The sequence below is a fragment of the Colwellia aquaemaris genome, assembly GCF_057548755.1.
The window spans coordinates 175,641-193,120 of sequence record NZ_BAAJLV010000006.1 but is presented as its reverse complement, the minus strand read 5'-3'; the positions used below and the strand labels follow the sequence as shown (position 1 = coordinate 193,120).

The following is a 17,480-nucleotide window of genomic DNA, read 5'->3' as shown; positions in this document are numbered from 1 at the left end:
TTGAGATAACTCTTTAAAACCCGCTTCTCAGGTCTCCCTGAAGAAGTGGAGCGCATTTTAGGGATTTTTGCGGCGACGTCAACCGCTAATTTCATTTAATTTAAAGAAAAAGGGTTGTTTGCTTTTTATTTGTACAGACTGCGTTTTTATTGCGCTTATGATGGCTGATAAAGGCGCAACGGCTTTAATTGGCAATAAAGAATGTTGAATAATGTGAATAGTTAAAACTTCATCTTTTATTATCCGACGGTAAAATACGGGCTTGCTTACATCAGATATAAAAAAAGCCCGATAGTGAAATTCATTTATCAGGCTTTTAATTATTATTTAAAACTTAATAATAACTAAATTTTAAAAATACTCGCTTCGTCGTGTAGCTCGCTTGCTAAGGCTGCAACATCATCACTAGCTCGAGAGTTTTCTTGAGAGTCACTTGCAACCTGTTCACCAATATCACGAATGCGGATAATATTTTCATCAACATCTTTTACAACAATCGCTTGTTGTTCAACGGCTGTTGCCACAAGTACTGTCATTTCGGCAATTGAGTTTACATCCGTTATGATCTCATTAAGCACTTCTTCTGTGTCTTGTGCCTGGTTAACACTATTTAAACCCTGCTCTTTGCAGACGTTAACTGTGTTGACAATTTCCGATGTTGTTACTTGAAGCTCGTTAATAATAGCGGTAATTTCTGCTGTAGAATCTTGGGTTCTGACCGCTAAAGTTCTCACTTCATCAGCAACCACGGCAAAACCACGCCCCTGCTCGCCAGCCCGAGCCGCTTCAATCGCAGCGTTAAGCGCGAGTAAGTTAGTTTGCTCAGCAATCCCCTTGATAACCTCAAGTACTGAAGTAATGCCATTACTTTTTTCTTGTAGTTGTACTATTTCTTCACCAGCACCTATTAGCTGTTCTGAGAGCTGATTAATATTTACCACGGTGCTATCAAGCTTTTCCTTACCTTCAATAGCTTTAACAGATGCTTCGTCGGTACGCTCTTTAGTCAATCGAGCATTATCTGCTATTTCTCCGGCAACAATACCCATTTCAGTGACCGCAGTAGCCACCATATCACTTTGCTGTGATTGATTTATAATCCCTTCCGTAGTTTTAGAAACGCTACCCGAAACAATATTTGATGACTCACTAAGAGAGTCAACAGTTTGGTTAATGCTTTTAATGAGCTCCTGAAAATGCTCCATAAAGATATTAAACTCTTTAGAAATCATACCAATTTCATCATGGCGAGCTTCGGTTCTTTGTGTAAGGTCGTTACCTTTTCTGATTTCAGAAATTCTAACTGAGAAACTATTTAATGGATTAATAATTTGCCTAGCAACAATAATAATTACCCCTGTGATCAGTACAGAAACAACTAAAGTAACAATAAAATGCAGCATATTCGCTTGAGCTATGCCGGAATTAATATAACCATTGAGTAATTCAATTTCTTTATTAAGTTCGCTTTCTACTTTATGAACCGCTTCGCGCATTTCACCACGAATACCTGACTTACTATCTAAACCAATTTGCTTTGAAATTTCGACGAATTGATTAAATTCATTGGTGTACTCTGCTAATAGGTTACGGGTATTGGCATTTGGAAGTCGGTTTTCTAAAGTTTCAGCGACATTGATTAAACGAGCCAAGTATTTTTCATCGCTTCGCAAAATAAAATCTTTTTCGTGACGTCTAAGCGTTAGCAGCAAAGATAGCGATTCAAAGTCATTCATAGCTTCAACACTTTCTTCAAGCGCATGAGTTGCCGCTCGCAACTTACCATAGCTGCCCGAATCTTTATCAAGACCTTTAACAACCGAATTATCTAGAAGTTTTTCAAATGATAATCGGTAACTTTGTAAGCTTTGCTTAATAACCAGTAATTCTTGGGTAGAAATTCCCGCTGTTATTAAACGTTGTTCCATATCAGAAAAAAGATATGACGCTCGTTTATAACTATCGTCAAACTTCTTCCGATATTTAATATCTTTACGTAGTAAAAAATCTTTCTCGCTGCGGCGCAATTGCAACATTTGAACTTGTAAATCTTTAAGTTCAGTTTTTATTTCAATTAAATTCGCCGTTTTCTTCTGATTAACATCATTTTCAAGGTAAAGTCCAAGCATGCCAAGAACTACCAAAGATACAATGACATAGAGCTTTTGCTTAATGCTTAATTTCATATTACGTCTCTATAACAGCAATGAGGAGGGAATAATATTATAATTTCAATTATTCAAATAAACCATCTTTGACTGCAAAAATCTTGCTTAAAATCAAATAGAAACAATTATTCCCCCACTGTATAGTGGTTTCGAAACTGGTAAAACCTGTTGCCGTTATTTAAGATAAGCGTTCATTATTAAAGCGACTCTATTGATAGTTTACGTCTATGATAAAAATTCGAGATTTAGAATACCTTTTGGCCATCGCTGAACATAAGCATTTTGGTCATGCCGCACAAGCTTGTTTTGTTAGTCAGCCAACGTTAAGTGGACAAATTCAAAAGCTCGAGCAGAAATTAAAGTTAACATTAGTTGAGCGACAAACTCGCAATGTTATGTTGACGCCTGCCGGTGAGAAGCTGATTAAAGAAGCAAGACACGTACTTACCGCCGCAACAAATTTTGAAGAAGCAGCAAAAGCATTGCTTGATCCGCTGTCCGGCGATTTACATATAGGCTTGATCCCAACGTTAGCGCCATATTTACTGCCACACATAATGCCAGCGTTAAATACCGAGTTACCAAAAATTAACTTTTATTTACATGAAAATAGAACCCAAGATCTATTACGACAATTAGAAGAAGGTAAACTTGATATTCTAGTGTTACCTTGGCTACCTGAAATGGAGCGATTTGAACGTTATAATTTATTTGAAGAGCCGCTGCTTATGGCAACGTCATCACAACACTACTTTACAGAACAATCACAGGTGAGTTTTGATGATTTGCAAAATCAAAAAATTCTAACCCTTGAAGACGGGCATTGCTTAAGAGATCAAGCTATGGGTTATTGCTTTAGTGCTGGTGCAGAAGAGGACCACAGTTTTAGAGCTACCAGTCTTGAAACATTACGCTATATGGTGGCTAGCAATATGGGCATTACCTTACTACCAAAACTGGCGACACTGAACCCTCTTTCTAATCAAGACATAAATTATATTCCCTTTATTAAGCCACAACCAACACGAGAAATATCACTGCTTTGTAGAACAGGTTATCCAAGAATGGATTGTGTCAGAACAGTTGCCACTACCGTTAGAAACTCTGTAACCCCTTTATTAAGCCCTTAAGTTTGCTTGCTTTATATAATAATTTCTGTAATGAACAAAAAACGCACCTCAATAAGGTGCGTTTTTTAAGTGTTACACATTCAGTTAATAACTTAAGCGGCAATCTCTTCTTTTTCCGCCGAACTGCTAGCTGGATTTGGCGTTCGAATTAAATAATCAAATGCGCCAAGTGCTGCCGTTGCGCCGCTTCCCATAGCAATAATTATTTGTTTGTAAGGTGAATCTGTCACGTCTCCTGCTGCATAGACGCCCGCTACATTAGTTTCACCTTTTTGATTTGCAATAACTTCACCTCGTTGGGTTAAATCAACCGTCCCTTGCAAAAACTGTGAATTTGGTACTAACCCGATTTGTACAAATATACCCGCCAGTTCAATATTTTCTTGCTCATTGGTGGCACGGTTTATGTAATTCAAGCTTGTCACGTGTTTACCATTCCCTAGCACTTCTGTAGTTTGAGCATTAACAATAATATCGATATTGTTGAGCGAACGAGCTTTATTTTGCAATACCGCATCGGCGCGCAATGTTGAATCAAACTCTAAGACAGTAACATGTTCAACAATGCCAGCTAAATCAATCGCCGCTTCAATACCTGAATTACCGCCACCAATAACAGCCACAGATTTGCCTTTAAATAATGGTCCATCACAATGTGGACAATATGCGACACCTTTGCCGCGATATTCTTGCTCGCCCGGTACATTCATTTCTCTCCAGCGTGCTCCCGTTGCTATGATAGTTGAACGAGTTTGCAAACTAGCACCGTTTTCTAACTCAACAGTTATCAAGCCACCTGTAACATCACTTTCAATAATATTTTTTACCCGTTGATTATTCATGATGTCAACGTCGTAATCTTTCACATGCGCTTCGAGGCTAGCCACTAATTTAGGGCCTTCTGTAGCACTCACTGAAATAAAATTCTCTATCGCCATGGTGTCTTGCACTTGACCACCAAATCTGTCGGCAACTATGCCAGTACGAATGCCTTTACGCGCACTATATATTGCTGACGCTGCACCTGCTGGACCGCCACCAATGACAAGCAAGTCAAACGCCTCTTTTTGGTTAATACTTGCTGCTTGTCGAGCGCCTGCATTGCTATCAACTTTATTCAAAATTTCAGTAATGGTCATTCGACCTTGGCCAAACGCTTTACCATTTAAATAAACAGCAGGAACCGACAAAATATCGCGTTGATAAACTTCTTCTTGGAAAAGTGCGCCATCAATCATCACATGTTTAATTTGTGGATTAATCGCTGACATCATATTTAGCGCCTGTACTACATCAGGACAATTTTGACAGCTCAATGAGATATAGGTTTCAAAACTATATTCGCCCTCTAATGCGCCGACTTGTTTAATAACTTCCTCATCAAGTTTAATTGGATGGCCACCACTATGCAGCAATGCAAGCACCAGTGAGGTAAATTCATGCCCCATAGGCACACCAGCAAAACGCATTTCGCTGCCGGTTTTTACTGATCTTACTAACATTGAAGGGACACGTTCATTCTGCGCATCGCTTTCTACAATCGAAACTAATGGTGACATTTGTGCAATTTCAGACACAAGAGTGCTTAATTCTTGAGATTTTACGTCATTATCTAAAAACACCGACAACTCAACAGCCGAGGTCAAATTCTGCAAGTAAGTCTTTAGTTGTTGCTTTAAGTTCGTATCTAACATGGTTTATTCCTTGGTATGAGTAAGTTGTTTTCGAGCAAGGGAAAAGATCAGCCGCAACGACTATTCATAAGTTGCGGCGTGATTTAAGTTGGTATTTAGATTTTGCCAACTAAATCTAATGAAGGCGCCAATGTTTCTGCACCTGGTTGCCATGCAGCTGGACATACTTCACCGTCATGATCCGCAACATATTGTGCCGCTTGAATCTTACGAACTAGTTCTTTTGCCGAACGCCCAATACCTAAGTCATGTACTTCAGCTACTTTAATTTCACCTTCTGGGTTTACTAAGAAAGTACCGCGAAGTGCTAAACCATCTTCTTCTATCATAACGCCGAAATTACGCGTAATAGTACCTGTAGGGTCGCCAATCATCGGATATTGAATTTTGCCGATAGTGTCTGAACTGTCGTGCCACGCTTTATGTGTAAAGTGTGTATCAGTTGATACTGAATAAACTTCAACACCCATTTCTTGAAGTTGCTGATAATGGTCTGCCATATCACCTAACTCAGTAGGACATACAAAAGTAAAATCTGCAGGGTAGAAAAAGAATACTGACCATTTCCCAGCAACATCAGCTTCTGAAACTTCGATGAATTCGCCATTGCTAAACGCCGTTGCTTTAAAAGGTTTAATTGTTGAATTAATAATTGATTGATACATGCTTATCTCCACTTGTTTGTAAAAGCTTGTGCTATTTAAGTTGAGATAATATTAAGCCCTAGGAAAAAATAGATACAATCGTTTGATTTGATAATTATAATAGAAAAAACCTATCACAATAAAGTAAACAAACGCCAGCTCATAACTTTTTGCTATAGGGCACAAAAGCTTTAACACTGTTAAAAATACTCAAGGCAAGTAAATATAGTGTTTAGAGCTTAGCCAAAGGAAAAATCATGAACATTAGTCACACTCAAGAAAGCATGCAGCAACAAGAAGATGAATTTAATTACATCACCCGTAAAATTATTGCCAAACAAACACAGCAAGCAACGAAAGGCAATGAAGCTATTATGCATAAAATATTAGAATTGTTAGAAGATGGCACATCTAGCCATGTGCTGGGTTACAACTAATTGAACGCCCGTTGCAAGCTATAAGCTAAAAATGTTAGTTACCGCGGTAACGCGGCATTATTATTGGCGTGAATATCAGCATAATGGTTGAGACGTATGTTAAGTAGGTCATTATTCTTAACGGCTCTTTCAACAATTGATTTTAATTCCTCTTTGCGGGCAGCAAGCTTTGAATGACTAGAAATAGCAAGATAATGCCGTGTTTCAAACGCGGGTTGATAAAGAGATTTAGCAATTTTATTTTTCTCACCCAGCCTAGCAAGCAATGGCAAGGTACTTTCTTCGTAATGCATAAAAGCATCTATACGTCCTCGCAGCAATAGTTCAATATTTTGCACGACACCTGATGCCCTAAATTTATTGATTTTCTCATCACCGTCAAATGGTTGAAAATATTTAGCATAACGATTAACACCAATATACTTTCCTGCCAAATCACGGTAACTTTTGATGTTGAGATGGTTTTCTTTGAGTGTAAAAATGCGATGTGAGAGCGACTCATAATGCGGCAAAATATAAATAAACTCATCTTGACGCTGTTCTGTTTTTTGAATACCTACAATTAAATCTAATTGACCATTTTCAATTTGCAATAAACGCCGAGCAAATGGCATGGTTGTTAATTCTAATTGTACATTTAATTTATCGGCAAAATACTGCAAGTATTTACTGTGTAGGCCATGTCTAAACTCTTCTGCAACGGCAGCCTTAATAACAGGTTTTCTTCCTTGGTTTCCATAAGGTTGCTCACAGAAAAATAAAGCTATAACGAAAATAAAACATTTCATAAGCTTAAAAACTTCTCTTGGTACCTTAATACTTTAACTATGAACGAAAATACCTAATTCACCAGTTTTAATCAATGCACAAACTTGCCTGCAAGTCGCTGTTGATACTTACCATCTTTAATAACGTATTGACCATTAAGCCAAACTTGTTCAATACCCGCTGAATATTTATTCCAAGTTGAAAAATCTGCATTTGCAGAAAAATTATCGGCATCAAAAATGATAATATCGGCTTTATAGCCTTCGGTTAGTTGTCCACGATTCTTCAAGCCCAATAGACTTGCGGTTTGCCCTGAGCTTTTCTTGATAAACTCACCCAAAGTTAGAAGGCCTTTTTCAATAACATATTGCTGATATTTTTGTGGAAAACTAGCAAATTTACGCGGATGACCATTGGTACCGTCTGAAGAGGTTACTACCCAAGGCTGCACCATAAAGGTTTCAACATCAGTTGCTGACATATTAAATGACGCCACACGTACTTCACCTTCTTGTACCAGCTCAATGGCGGAAGTTACGGCATCTTGTTGGCGCATCTTAGCCACGTCTGCCAAGGTTTTCCCAACCAATTCTGATCTTTTAAATGCTGTGATCAGCAGTGATGTAGGCCCACCACGACGTCGAATATTTTCTTGAATCTCCGTTCTTAGCTTATCAGCCAAGTTAGCATCATTTAAGCGTTGATGAAATGCTTGTTTAGAATCTGCCATTACCCATTTGGGCATTACCGCACTGCGTAACTTAGTGCCGGAGGCAAGCCACGGATATTGATCAGCAGAAATGCTAATACCCCTCGCCTGCGCTTGAGTTATTTTTTCAATCGCTTGATTACTTTGCCCCCAAACATCAACACCAAGTGCTTTAATATGCGCAAGATGTAAGTGAATATCAGCAGCATCAGCGATATGAATTGCTTCATCTAAAGCAGCCAAAAAACCAATATTAAAAGTGCTTTCATCACGCAAATGGGTGTCGTAGATGCCATTATATTTACTGACAATTTTTGCCAAAGTAACAACTTCCTCGGTATTAGCAAAACTACCTGGAACATAATACAAACCACTTGATAAACCTAACGCTCCCGCTTCCATGGCTTGTGTTAGTAATTGTGACATTTCCATTAGTTCTTCAGCATTAGCATAGCGCTGTGCTCGCCCCATTACTTGTTCACGAACACTGCCATGACCAACCAACAAGGCGACATTAGTACCTATGCCATTTGCTTCAAGCTCTTGTGCTGTTTTCGCAATATCGACCGGCCCTTCTCCGTCATTACCATTGACAACGGTAGTCACTCCTTGCGTTAAATAATTAAGATTATGATTTTTGTCGTTACTGTATAATTCTTCTAATGTGTGAGTATGAGGGTCGATAAATCCTGGGCTGACAATTTTACCGCTGGCATCAATTATATTTTTCGCTTGCACGCTGTGCTGGCCTTGTTGATAAATACCACATATATCGCTACCACATATAGCTACATCGATTGCCTGAGCCTCGAGAGCAATACCGTTATAAACAGTGCCATTAATTATTAGCGTATCAACTAGTACTGGCTTTTTTGTTACCGCTGTAGGCTTATGCTCAGAACAAGCACTCAACACTGATAAGCCCAACATTGTTAGGCTTATAACGACAACCCGATTTAAATAACTCATCGACAAGTTTACTCTTTGTTATGATCTGCGCCAGACATCAATGTTTGCATTAACGTTACCGCGGCATTATTAGCAATAACTTTAATACTATCACGATTTGTTTCATCACCCACTTCATAGGTAATAGCGTGAACTTTGTAGTTGTCTGCAAAGTATTGCTTAGATACACCATTGTTCGGTCGATTACCTGGCTTTTGAATTACCTCAAAACTAGGTAATGATTGATTTAATGCGCCTAGCCAATGTTTAACAAAAAAGCGATCTTCAACGCCGTAATCAACCGGCATGGTGTAAAAAACATCATGTTGGGTAGAGTGAAAATCAACGGCAAACTTTATCTTTTGGCCTTGGGCAACTAAATGCTGTAAATATTGATGAACTTGCGTGGTTTCCGGTTGCTTAAAAGTAATCCAATCACGGTTTAAATCAACGCCATTAGCGTTATGACGCCAATTTCCCATGGCAACACCGTCTGGATTTAAATTAGGAATAATTAACACATTAAATTTTTTGCGAAAGTTTTCAGCGAATTTGTTATCTGCGAGCAAGGTTTCCACAAACGGAAATAGTGCTAACGCGCCGGTAATCTCTGGTGGATGCAACCGACCAAGAACCACCAACCACTCATCACTATTACCTTTACTTTCAAGTTTGTAAATTGGCCGCCCCTGTAAAGACTCACCAAGTCTACTTTGCTTCACTTGAGTTGTAGTTTCTAAATGCTTTGCCCAATCAAGGTAATACTGATTGTTAATCACTTCTTGAGCGGCAATATATTTAGGCTGAGCAGAGGCATCAACATTTAAAGTAAGGGTTTTCCCACGATACCGATAATCAAGCACCCGCCAAGTTTTCATATCATCGCTAATTTTTGGCAAATAGCGATTCTCTCTTTTACCAGCAACTTTTATAGAAATGTTTACTGTTGTCGGTTGCTCTGCCACAACTTTAAAAGCATACCAAGGGCTTGGGTTTATCGGCGTGTTTTCAGGCTTTAACGTAATTTGAAAGTTATTGCTTCCTAAATGCTTACATTCATCCATTCGGCTCGTTTCAAAATCTGCCAGCACGCGAACGGCGCCGACATCACATGCTTGCTCATTGTTACTTTTATTGGCGACAACCGTTTTCGCACACGAAGTAAGAAATAAAGTTGTAAATAACCATGAGCAAAATAGTCGTGTCATTTTCATAATAATATCTTAGAGGTTTCGAATAATTTGAGGAAAGATGGCTCGGTCGTTATATACGAGCCGAGCCATCATTAAATCACGCTAAATCTTAAAACTTCTTGTTAAAATTAACGTAGAAGTAACGACCTAAGCTAGAGTGTACACTGCTGTTATAACCAAAAGTTTCATCAGCAATAGGTGGTTTTTTATCACCTATATTTTTAACACCGAAAGTGATTTTAGTTTTATCCATCACGTTCTTTGGTAAGCGATAATTAACGTAAGCATCTACTCGAGAAAAGCTTTCAACTTGGTATTTAAAGTCTTCTTCACCAATGCTGTAATCTAAGCTAGTATCTTCAAAGCCACTAACATAACGGTATCTAACCCCAGCACCCCATGCTTCTTTTCTCCAATCAATAGATGAAGTAACACGCCATTCAGGACGACCGTTTTGGCCAATCAAATCACCACTACCTGTTATTGTGACTTCATCGCCTCTATATTTTAAAGCATCAACTAAACCTTGGTCAGTCGAATTTTGTGCAGCAATAACTTGCGACGTTACATCATCAGCTAATTGATAAAACTTCATTAGTTTCGCGGCATTGGCTTTAAACTTAAATTTACCAAAATCGGTTTCTAAGTCGTAAACAACACCTAAATCAACTCCTGATGATTCTCTGTCTTGTAAATTAATATAGTCATTTTGTACTGCAATTACTTCATTATCATCGCCGCCACGGGTTATGACTGGGTTGCCATTACCGGTAGGATCTTGGTAGCGCAGCATGGCATCGTATAGTAATTGCGTTTGTGAATGTATTAATCCAACCGTATCGGTTTGATCAAGTTGCCACCAGTCAGCCGTAAAAGTTAAGTTTTTCGTTGGCTGAATTACAAAGCCCCAACTTAAACTTTCACTTTCTTCTGGTTTTAAAGTATCACTACCACTACGCACTTCTAGTACGCCATAGCGAGAATCAGTTATAGGGTCACTACGTGTATTTACACGAGAAATATCAACAGCAACTACCTGTGGTAAACCTGGCGCTTTAAAGCCTTCTGAATATGATGCTCTAAATTGTACATAGTCATTCATAATCCAAGAAAGTGCAGCTTTAGGTTTTAAAATATCACCAACATCAGAGAAACGTTCGTACCGTGCAGCTAACTGCATATCTAAACGTTCAATCATTGGTAAGCCTTCAAGTAAAGGAATAGCAAATTCACCATAGGCGGAAAACACATTGCGACTACCTGCTGCGTCAGGTGTTGGACTACTACCTAAAACAACACTGGCATATTGGTCAACATCTTTTGCACCACCAACAATATCTAAAAACTGTTGGCTTGTATTTAGCTCGTTAGAGCGAATATCAAAGAAACTTTCATAACGATATTCAACACCAGCAGCAAAACCGACATCGCCAGCAGGTAATTCAAAAAGATCACCTTTTGATACTTTAAAATCAAATAGCGCTAATTCTGTTTCACTTTCGCGGACAACTTCTATCATAAAATTGTCGATAACCGCTTGCTCGTTACCGGTAGGATCACCAACGTTGGTGTTATTAACATCGGCACCATTAAACACATCATATGCAGTTGCTTGATCTGTACTGTTTATTGCTTCTTGAAAACGCTGAGTATGTATACGGTTGGCTTTATCTTTAGTATTAGCTTTTGAGTAAAGAATTGCACTATCCCAGTCCCAGTCATTGTAGTAACCACGTAAACCCGTTAATAGACGGTAGCTTTTGTCAGTTACTTCAATATTACGTGGGCCAGTATCTACTGGACGGTATTTACGTAAATCAACTTCTTCACCGAATGGGTTGTAAAAAGCATCTGCAGCAATAGTGAAGCGTTGTGATGTTAAGTTAGAGGTTTGCTCACGAATACGGTCAGCTTTGGCATAATAATAAAGCGCTTCACCGTATAGCTCGATGTCATCATTAATTTCGTGAGTCAATAAACCATAGAAATTTGCGCGCTCAACACCTGAACTTAATGAACGTTCACTGTTGCGATCATAACCATCACTTGAAGGTTGGCTACCACGGTCAACACAGACGCCTTCAACATCTAAAGCAGTTGTTGGATTACCACGAGAGTCTGAATCTTCACAACCTGAAAGCGTATCTGGTTGTAAGTGGAATGTGCCTAAAGTACTGGTTCTAAACTCGCCCCAAGGTGTTGATGAGTTTAAGTTATGTAAATCACTGTTATTATAAATAGGGTTACCGTCGTCGTCAGTACCAGTCACAATAACTTCATCTGGAAAACGCGTGTTCTCACGCAAATCAGAGCTTTTCGCGTAAGGTTTTTCACTGGCCATGATAATTTCACGTTTGTAAAAACCCGCCGACATTGAAACATGTGTTTTTTCATCATTAAGATAGAAGCCAGTTGCACCACTTAGATTAAGTGCATCGCGCTCAGTACCTTCTTCATTACCATAATTAAAATTGAGCTCTGAGCCTTCGTAATTTTCTTTCAAGGCATAGTTAACTACACCTGCAACCGCGTCTGAGCCATAAATAGCAGCAGCACCATCTCGTAAAACTTCAACACGCTTTAAACCACGTACTGGCAAGGTATTTGAGTTTGCGGTAGTTACTGGTACAAAGTTCTCTGACTGCGTACCTGGGTGTAACACTAAACGACGACCATTCAATAATACAAGTGTATTACCTGTACCTAAACCTCTTAGGTTATATGATGAAACATCACCACGGGCGTCATTAACACCGCCAACAGAACGAGAACTATTAAATGCAACATCACCTTGTTGTGGAATTTCTGCAAGTAATTCAGCACCCGATAACGCACCACTATTTTCTATATCTTCAGCAGAGATAGCTGTTACTGGCAAAGCACCAGTATCATGATTTACTTTAATATGTGAACCAATAACACTAATACGCTCAACATCTTTTTCTGATGCCGTAGCTTCTTCAGCATTGGCGTGCTGAATAATAGTTGATTGGGCTGTTAAGGCGGCTAATACACATAGACTTAGGCGCTTTAACTTATGCTTATACATCGCTTGTTGTTTCATCACTCTCACCATCATAAGTTGCATTTATATTGTTTTATTTATTGAATATTTTTATATTCATTTTTTGTTGTTAGGTTCACCATGCCGAATTAACAAACGCAATACCATTGACTCTTCGTTTACAACCCATAACCTAAAGTTATAGCAAAGTTACAAATTCAGCCAATTTTTGATGGTAATCAGCCAATACTCGATATTTCTATGCTAAGCTCCCGCGCAATTTTGCTCGGTACAAAGGCAATACGCCCAACGCGCATGTAAAACTTTTGGTTATGACTCTCTTAAATTTTTGAACTGCTGATCGAATGATTATCTCTTTACAATCGAATTTCGATGCATTGTCCATATAAGAATCATGCGATAACGAAAAAACGCCAAATAGAAAAAGGTTAAATGCTCATATGAATATTGAAATATCTACCGCTGAAACTCTGCTAGTTTCACTTGTCATTCTTTTTGCTGGTTATTACTTAAATAGCAAAATTGCTTTTCTACAAAACAACAACATTCCAGAACCTGTGGTTGGTGGCATAGCTTTTTCTATACTTTCTGCCATTGCACATGTCTATTTCGATGTGAACTTTCAATTTGATATGGCGTTTAAAACCCCATTAATGACAGTGTTTTTTACCACTGTCGGTTTAGGGGCAAGTTTTACCTTATTACTTAAAGGTGGCCCGAAAGTAGCTCTCTTTTTAGGTGTTGCTACCTTGTACTTGCTTGTACAAAATGCCGTAGGTGTTTCCATTGCCGCAGCGACTGGCATGGAACCCTTGATGGGGCTCATTGGCGGTTCAGTGACACTTTCTGGTGGGCACGGCAATGGCGCAACTTATGCCGACCTATTTATTAATGAATACGGTATGCACAGCAGCGTTTTTGAGTTAGCCATGGCAGCAGCAACTTTAGGGCTAATTTTAGGTGGCTTAGCGGGTGGACCTGTCAGTAAAAAATTGATCAAGAAATATAACCTCAAAGCAGATACTTCATACCATGAAGAATTAGATGACACCATTACCTTTGACCCAGAAGATCACGACTTAGTTACGCCAAAGAAAATGATGGAAACCTTGTTTGTTATCCTGCTATGTATGTATTTAGGACGTATGGGTTATGAAGCCTTAAAAGCCATTGACGTGGTGCTACCTGCTTTTTTAATTCCATTATTATTTGGTGTGGTTATCACCAACCTAACCGAGTTTACTAAAATTTATAAGGTCAGCCGTGCGTGTATCGATTTATGGGGTACTATGGCGCTATCAATATTCCTTGCTATGGCATTAATGTCACTGAAAGTGTGGGAATTAGTTAGCCTTGCTGGCCCGATGATTTTTATGATTTTAATACAAGCAGTCACGCTGATGTTATTTGCTTACTTCATTACCTTCAGAATTATGGGCAAAAATTACAATGCTGCAATTATGGCAGGTGGCCACTGTGGCTTCGGTTTAGGCGCGACACCAACAGCCGTTGCTAATATGGAATCTTTAGTTTCTCGTCATGGCCCGTCGCCGCAAGCATTTTTGGTTGTGCCCTTAGTCGGTGCATTTTTTATTGATATCACCAATGCTTTGATTATACAGTTATATTTAAGCTTGCCATTTGTTAGTGGCTAAACAAGTAAACCGACATACTTTACTGAGGACGTTAAATGCGCTTACGACACATAGAGATTTTTCACGCCATTTACACGACAGGCTCTATTACCAATGCCGCGAAAATATTGCATGTATCTCAACCTTCGGTCAGTAAAGTATTGTCACACGCCGAGTTACAACTCGGCTTCAACCTATTTGAACGTGTAAAAGGTCGATTAATTCCAACCGAAGAAGCTGAAATGTTATTCGACGAAGTCGATAAAATTTATCAGCAAATGCGCTCGATAAAAAATACCGCACAGAATATTAAAAAGTCAGAATTTGGCAGCATAGCACTTGGGGTGACACCCGCATTAGGTTTCGATGCCATTCCCAATGTTATCGCTAATTACCACCAAGATTACCCCAATGTCACCTTTGATATTCAAACTATTCACAACGATGCAGTAATGCAATCATTGCTCGAACATAAATGCGACTTAGCGATATTATTTTCACCCCATAGCATGCCTGGCATTACCTCTATTCCACTGACCGAGTCAGAACTGGTGATAGTGTATCCAAAGGATAAATTTCCTAATGCACCTAAGCAGTTAACCTTAAGCCAAGTCAGCGATTCTGAGTTTATCGATATTAGTGACAGTGGGCCGCTAGCCGATATGCTTTGGGCAAGAGCAATGGAAGAAGACATTACTTTTAAGTCTTCAATTAAGGTACAAACTTATTTTATTGCCGCGCGTTTAGTTGCTCAAGGATTAGGGGTTTGTGTTGTTGACCGCTACACCGCAGAGGGCAACTTATCTGACAATGTCGCCATTGCTTCTTTTGAACCGGCCTTAACCTTTAACATTAATGCCGTACATTTAGAAAATCGAACAAAATCAAAAGTTATTGACGAATTCATACCGTATTTAAAGAACGGAATTTCAACAAGTTAAACTAAATCATAACCCTAGGTTATGACTAATGGAAGCCTTCGTACTTTTAATGTTTGGCCACTAAGTTAAGCTCGGAATAAGAAAAATTCAGCTATTCCAGCGTTTAAATTTAGGGACTTCATTATGCAAATTGCTTCTCCTTACCTATTATTTATTGGTGATGCCACTGATCAACTTTCGATAAAAATGGCACGTGGCGCAGCAGATTGGCGTCCAGAGCTTTGTGTTGGCGAATACAGTGTTGATGGTTGTACCGTAAGCACCGGCATTGAAAAAATGGATATTGCACAAGCCGCTAGCCAAGGCGCTAAGTCGTTTATTCTAGGCTTTGCCAATAGCGGCGGTGTATTAGATAGAAAATGGCTGCCATACATTTTAGAGGCACTCGACAATGGCATGGACATTGTTTCTGGTTTACACGATAAACTGAGTGATTTTCCAGAAATTGTAGAAAAAGCGACACAAAAACAACGACAATTATTCGATATTCGCCACCCAAAGGCAGAGTTCGTTACCGGCACAGGTGTAAAGCGCTCGGGTAAACGCTTGCTTACCGTAGGCACTGATTGCTCAGTAGGTAAAATGTACACCTCATTAAGCCTTGAAAAGTCGATGAAAAAACTAGGTTTTGATGTCGACTTTCGCGCAACTGGCCAGTGTGGAATTTTAATCGCGGGTCAAGGTGTTGCCATTGATTGCGTAATTTCTGACTTTTTATCTGGCGCCACGGAATCACTTTCACCAAATAATAATAGCGAGCATTGGGATATTATTGAAGGCCAAGGTTCATTGTCTCACCCGGCGTTTGCTGGCGTAAGTTTAGGGCTATTACATGGCTCGCAGCCCGATGCCTTGGTGGTTTGTCATGACCTAAATCGTAGCCATATGCGTGGTCTGCCAGATAGCCAGTTCCCTAGCATTGAAACAACCATAGCGCTAAATTTACAAGCGGCAAAATTGACCAACCCAAACGCCAAAGTGGTGGGTATAACCGTTAATACCTCAAGTGTTAGCGTTGAAGAGGGCCAACGTATTTGTGCGCAACTAAGCGAACAATTCTCATTGCCTTGCGTTGACCCATTGCGTGACGGTACTGACAGTATCGTAAAAACTTTAGCATAGGCAAAATTACCATGAATCTAAGCATTCAAGTTACTCATCTGCAACTGCCGTTAAAAAATGTTTTTAGAATTGCCCGTGGCGCAAAAACGCAAGCAGATGTTATTGTCGTAACTATTTCTGATGGCGTAAATACTGGTTGGGCTGAAGCAGTGCCTTATGCACGCTATCAAGAATCTGTTGATAATGTGAGCCAACAAATACAGGCCTTGTCTACGCAGGCGATGACTAGTGACAACATTAGTGAATATATTGCAGCCCTACCCGCAGGCGCTGCCCGCAATGCACTCGATTGTGCGTGGTGGGATTTACAGGCGAAACAACAGCAAACCTCAGTAGCAAAACTACTACAGCTTGCACCAGCAAAGCCTTGTGTTACGGCGCAAACATTAAGTATTGATACACCAGAAGCAATGGCAAATGCGGTAGCTAAACTTAATAATCCGCCGTTGGTAAAAGTAAAACTTGATAATCAAGATATCATCGAGAAGATGACTGCAATTCAACAGGCGGCCCCTAACAGTGAGTTTATTGTTGATGCTAACGAAGGCTGGACGATTGATGATTTAACTCAATGTTGTCAGCAGTTAAAAGCTCTCAATGTGGTACTTATTGAACAACCCTTGCCTGCTGGCCAAGACCAAGACTTAATTAACTTCTCTTCACCTGTGCCGCTATGCGCCGACGAGTCTTGTCATACCCGTGCCGAACTTGAATATTTAAAAGGTCGTTATCAGGTAGTGAATATTAAGCTAGATAAAACCGGTGGTTTAACCGAAGCAGTTTTATTAGCGCAAGCAGCCAGAGCACAAGGCTTTGAGCTTATGCTAGGTTGTATGGTGGGTAGTTCATTAGCCATGGCGCCCGCGGCATTATTAGTCAATGACGCCAAGTTTGTTGATTTAGATGGTCCACTCTTAATTAGTGATGATCATCAACATGGCTTTAAGTTTGAACAAGGTGTTATGCAACCATTATCTGAAGTACTTTGGGGTGGAAGTAAAACGCTTTTAACTGCAACAACTATTATCTGCTAACAATCTTCTCATTGAGTTCCCTTTGACATGAAT

13 protein-coding genes are annotated in these 17,480 nt (G+C 39.5%); 6 read left to right on the top strand and 7 right to left on the bottom strand.

The genetic code is table 11. The annotated features are described in order from the left end of the window. Positions 1-344 precede the first annotated feature (344 nt). The gene (locus AC27HL_RS16285) at positions 345-2,186 is read right to left on the bottom strand and encodes a methyl-accepting chemotaxis protein (protein WP_487082106.1); all 1,842 of its coding nucleotides are present in this window, start codon (positions 2,184-2,186) and stop codon (positions 345-347) included. A 209-nt stretch (positions 2,187-2,395) separates the two neighbouring features. Between AC27HL_RS16285 and oxyR the strand changes: the two genes are divergently transcribed. Further along, the gene (oxyR, locus tag AC27HL_RS16280) at positions 2,396-3,298 is read left to right on the top strand and encodes a DNA-binding transcriptional regulator OxyR (RefSeq protein WP_487082105.1); all 903 of its coding nucleotides are present in this window, start codon (positions 2,396-2,398) and stop codon (positions 3,296-3,298) included. Between the two features lie 92 nt (positions 3,299-3,390). On the opposite strand, the gene ahpF is transcribed toward oxyR, so the two are convergent. Together ahpF and ahpC are read right to left on the bottom strand one after the other, a co-directional pair. Next, positions 3,391-4,992 carry an alkyl hydroperoxide reductase subunit F gene (gene ahpF, locus AC27HL_RS16275; protein WP_487082104.1) on the bottom strand — a complete coding sequence of 534 codons (1,602 nt, stop codon included), beginning with the start codon at positions 4,990-4,992 and terminating at the stop codon, positions 3,391-3,393. A 95-nt stretch (positions 4,993-5,087) separates the two neighbouring features. Beyond that, complete coding sequence (gene ahpC / locus AC27HL_RS16270) at positions 5,088-5,657, bottom strand: alkyl hydroperoxide reductase subunit C (RefSeq protein ID WP_487082103.1); 570 nt, start codon at positions 5,655-5,657, stop codon at positions 5,088-5,090. A gap of 236 nt (positions 5,658-5,893) precedes the next feature. Between ahpC and AC27HL_RS16265 the strand changes: the two genes are divergently transcribed. Further along, positions 5,894-6,073: a hypothetical protein gene (locus AC27HL_RS16265; protein ID WP_487082102.1), complete on the top strand. Its 180-nt coding sequence runs from the start codon at positions 5,894-5,896 to the stop codon at positions 6,071-6,073. A gap of 38 nt (positions 6,074-6,111) precedes the next feature. Here AC27HL_RS16265 and AC27HL_RS16260 read toward each other — a convergent pair whose 3' ends face one another. The 4 genes from AC27HL_RS16260 to AC27HL_RS16245 all read right to left on the bottom strand — a co-directional run bounded on the left by AC27HL_RS16260 (position 6,112) and on the right by AC27HL_RS16245 (position 12,755). Then, on the bottom strand, positions 6,112-6,861 hold the full coding sequence (locus tag AC27HL_RS16260) for a substrate-binding periplasmic protein (protein ID WP_487082101.1): 750 nt from the start codon (positions 6,859-6,861) through the stop codon (positions 6,112-6,114). A gap of 71 nt (positions 6,862-6,932) precedes the next feature. Beyond that, on the bottom strand, positions 6,933-8,519 hold the full coding sequence (locus AC27HL_RS16255) for an N-acyl-D-amino-acid deacylase family protein (protein WP_487082100.1): 1,587 nt from the start codon (positions 8,517-8,519) through the stop codon (positions 6,933-6,935). An 8-nt stretch (positions 8,520-8,527) separates the two neighbouring features. Next, complete coding sequence (locus tag AC27HL_RS16250) at positions 8,528-9,712, bottom strand: M14 family metallopeptidase (RefSeq protein ID WP_487082099.1); 1,185 nt, start codon at positions 9,710-9,712, stop codon at positions 8,528-8,530. Positions 9,713-9,800: 88 nt separating this feature from the next. After that, positions 9,801-12,755, bottom strand: coding sequence for a TonB-dependent receptor domain-containing protein (locus tag AC27HL_RS16245; protein WP_487082098.1), 2,955 nt, complete (start codon positions 12,753-12,755; stop codon positions 9,801-9,803). A gap of 401 nt (positions 12,756-13,156) precedes the next feature. Here AC27HL_RS16245 and gltS point away from each other — a divergent pair, with 401 nt between their 5' ends. The 4 genes from gltS (at position 13,157) to dgcA (ending at position 17,447) form a co-directional block, all read left to right on the top strand. Next, positions 13,157-14,371, top strand: coding sequence for a sodium/glutamate symporter (gltS, locus tag AC27HL_RS16240; RefSeq protein ID WP_487082097.1), 1,215 nt, complete (start codon positions 13,157-13,159; stop codon positions 14,369-14,371). A 35-nt stretch (positions 14,372-14,406) separates the two neighbouring features. After that, a complete protein-coding gene (locus tag AC27HL_RS16235; RefSeq protein ID WP_487082096.1) occupies positions 14,407-15,291 on the top strand; it encodes a LysR family transcriptional regulator in 885 nt (294 codons plus the stop codon). 123 nt (positions 15,292-15,414) lie between these two features. Next, a complete protein-coding gene (gene dgcN, locus AC27HL_RS16230) occupies positions 15,415-16,413 on the top strand; it encodes an N-acetyltransferase DgcN (RefSeq protein ID WP_487082095.1) in 999 nt (332 codons plus the stop codon). A gap of 11 nt (positions 16,414-16,424) precedes the next feature. Continuing rightward, positions 16,425-17,447 (top strand): N-acetyl-D-Glu racemase DgcA, encoded by a 1,023-nt coding sequence (gene dgcA, locus AC27HL_RS16225; RefSeq protein ID WP_487082094.1) that lies wholly within the window; start codon positions 16,425-16,427, stop codon positions 17,445-17,447. Positions 17,448-17,480 lie beyond the last annotated feature (33 nt).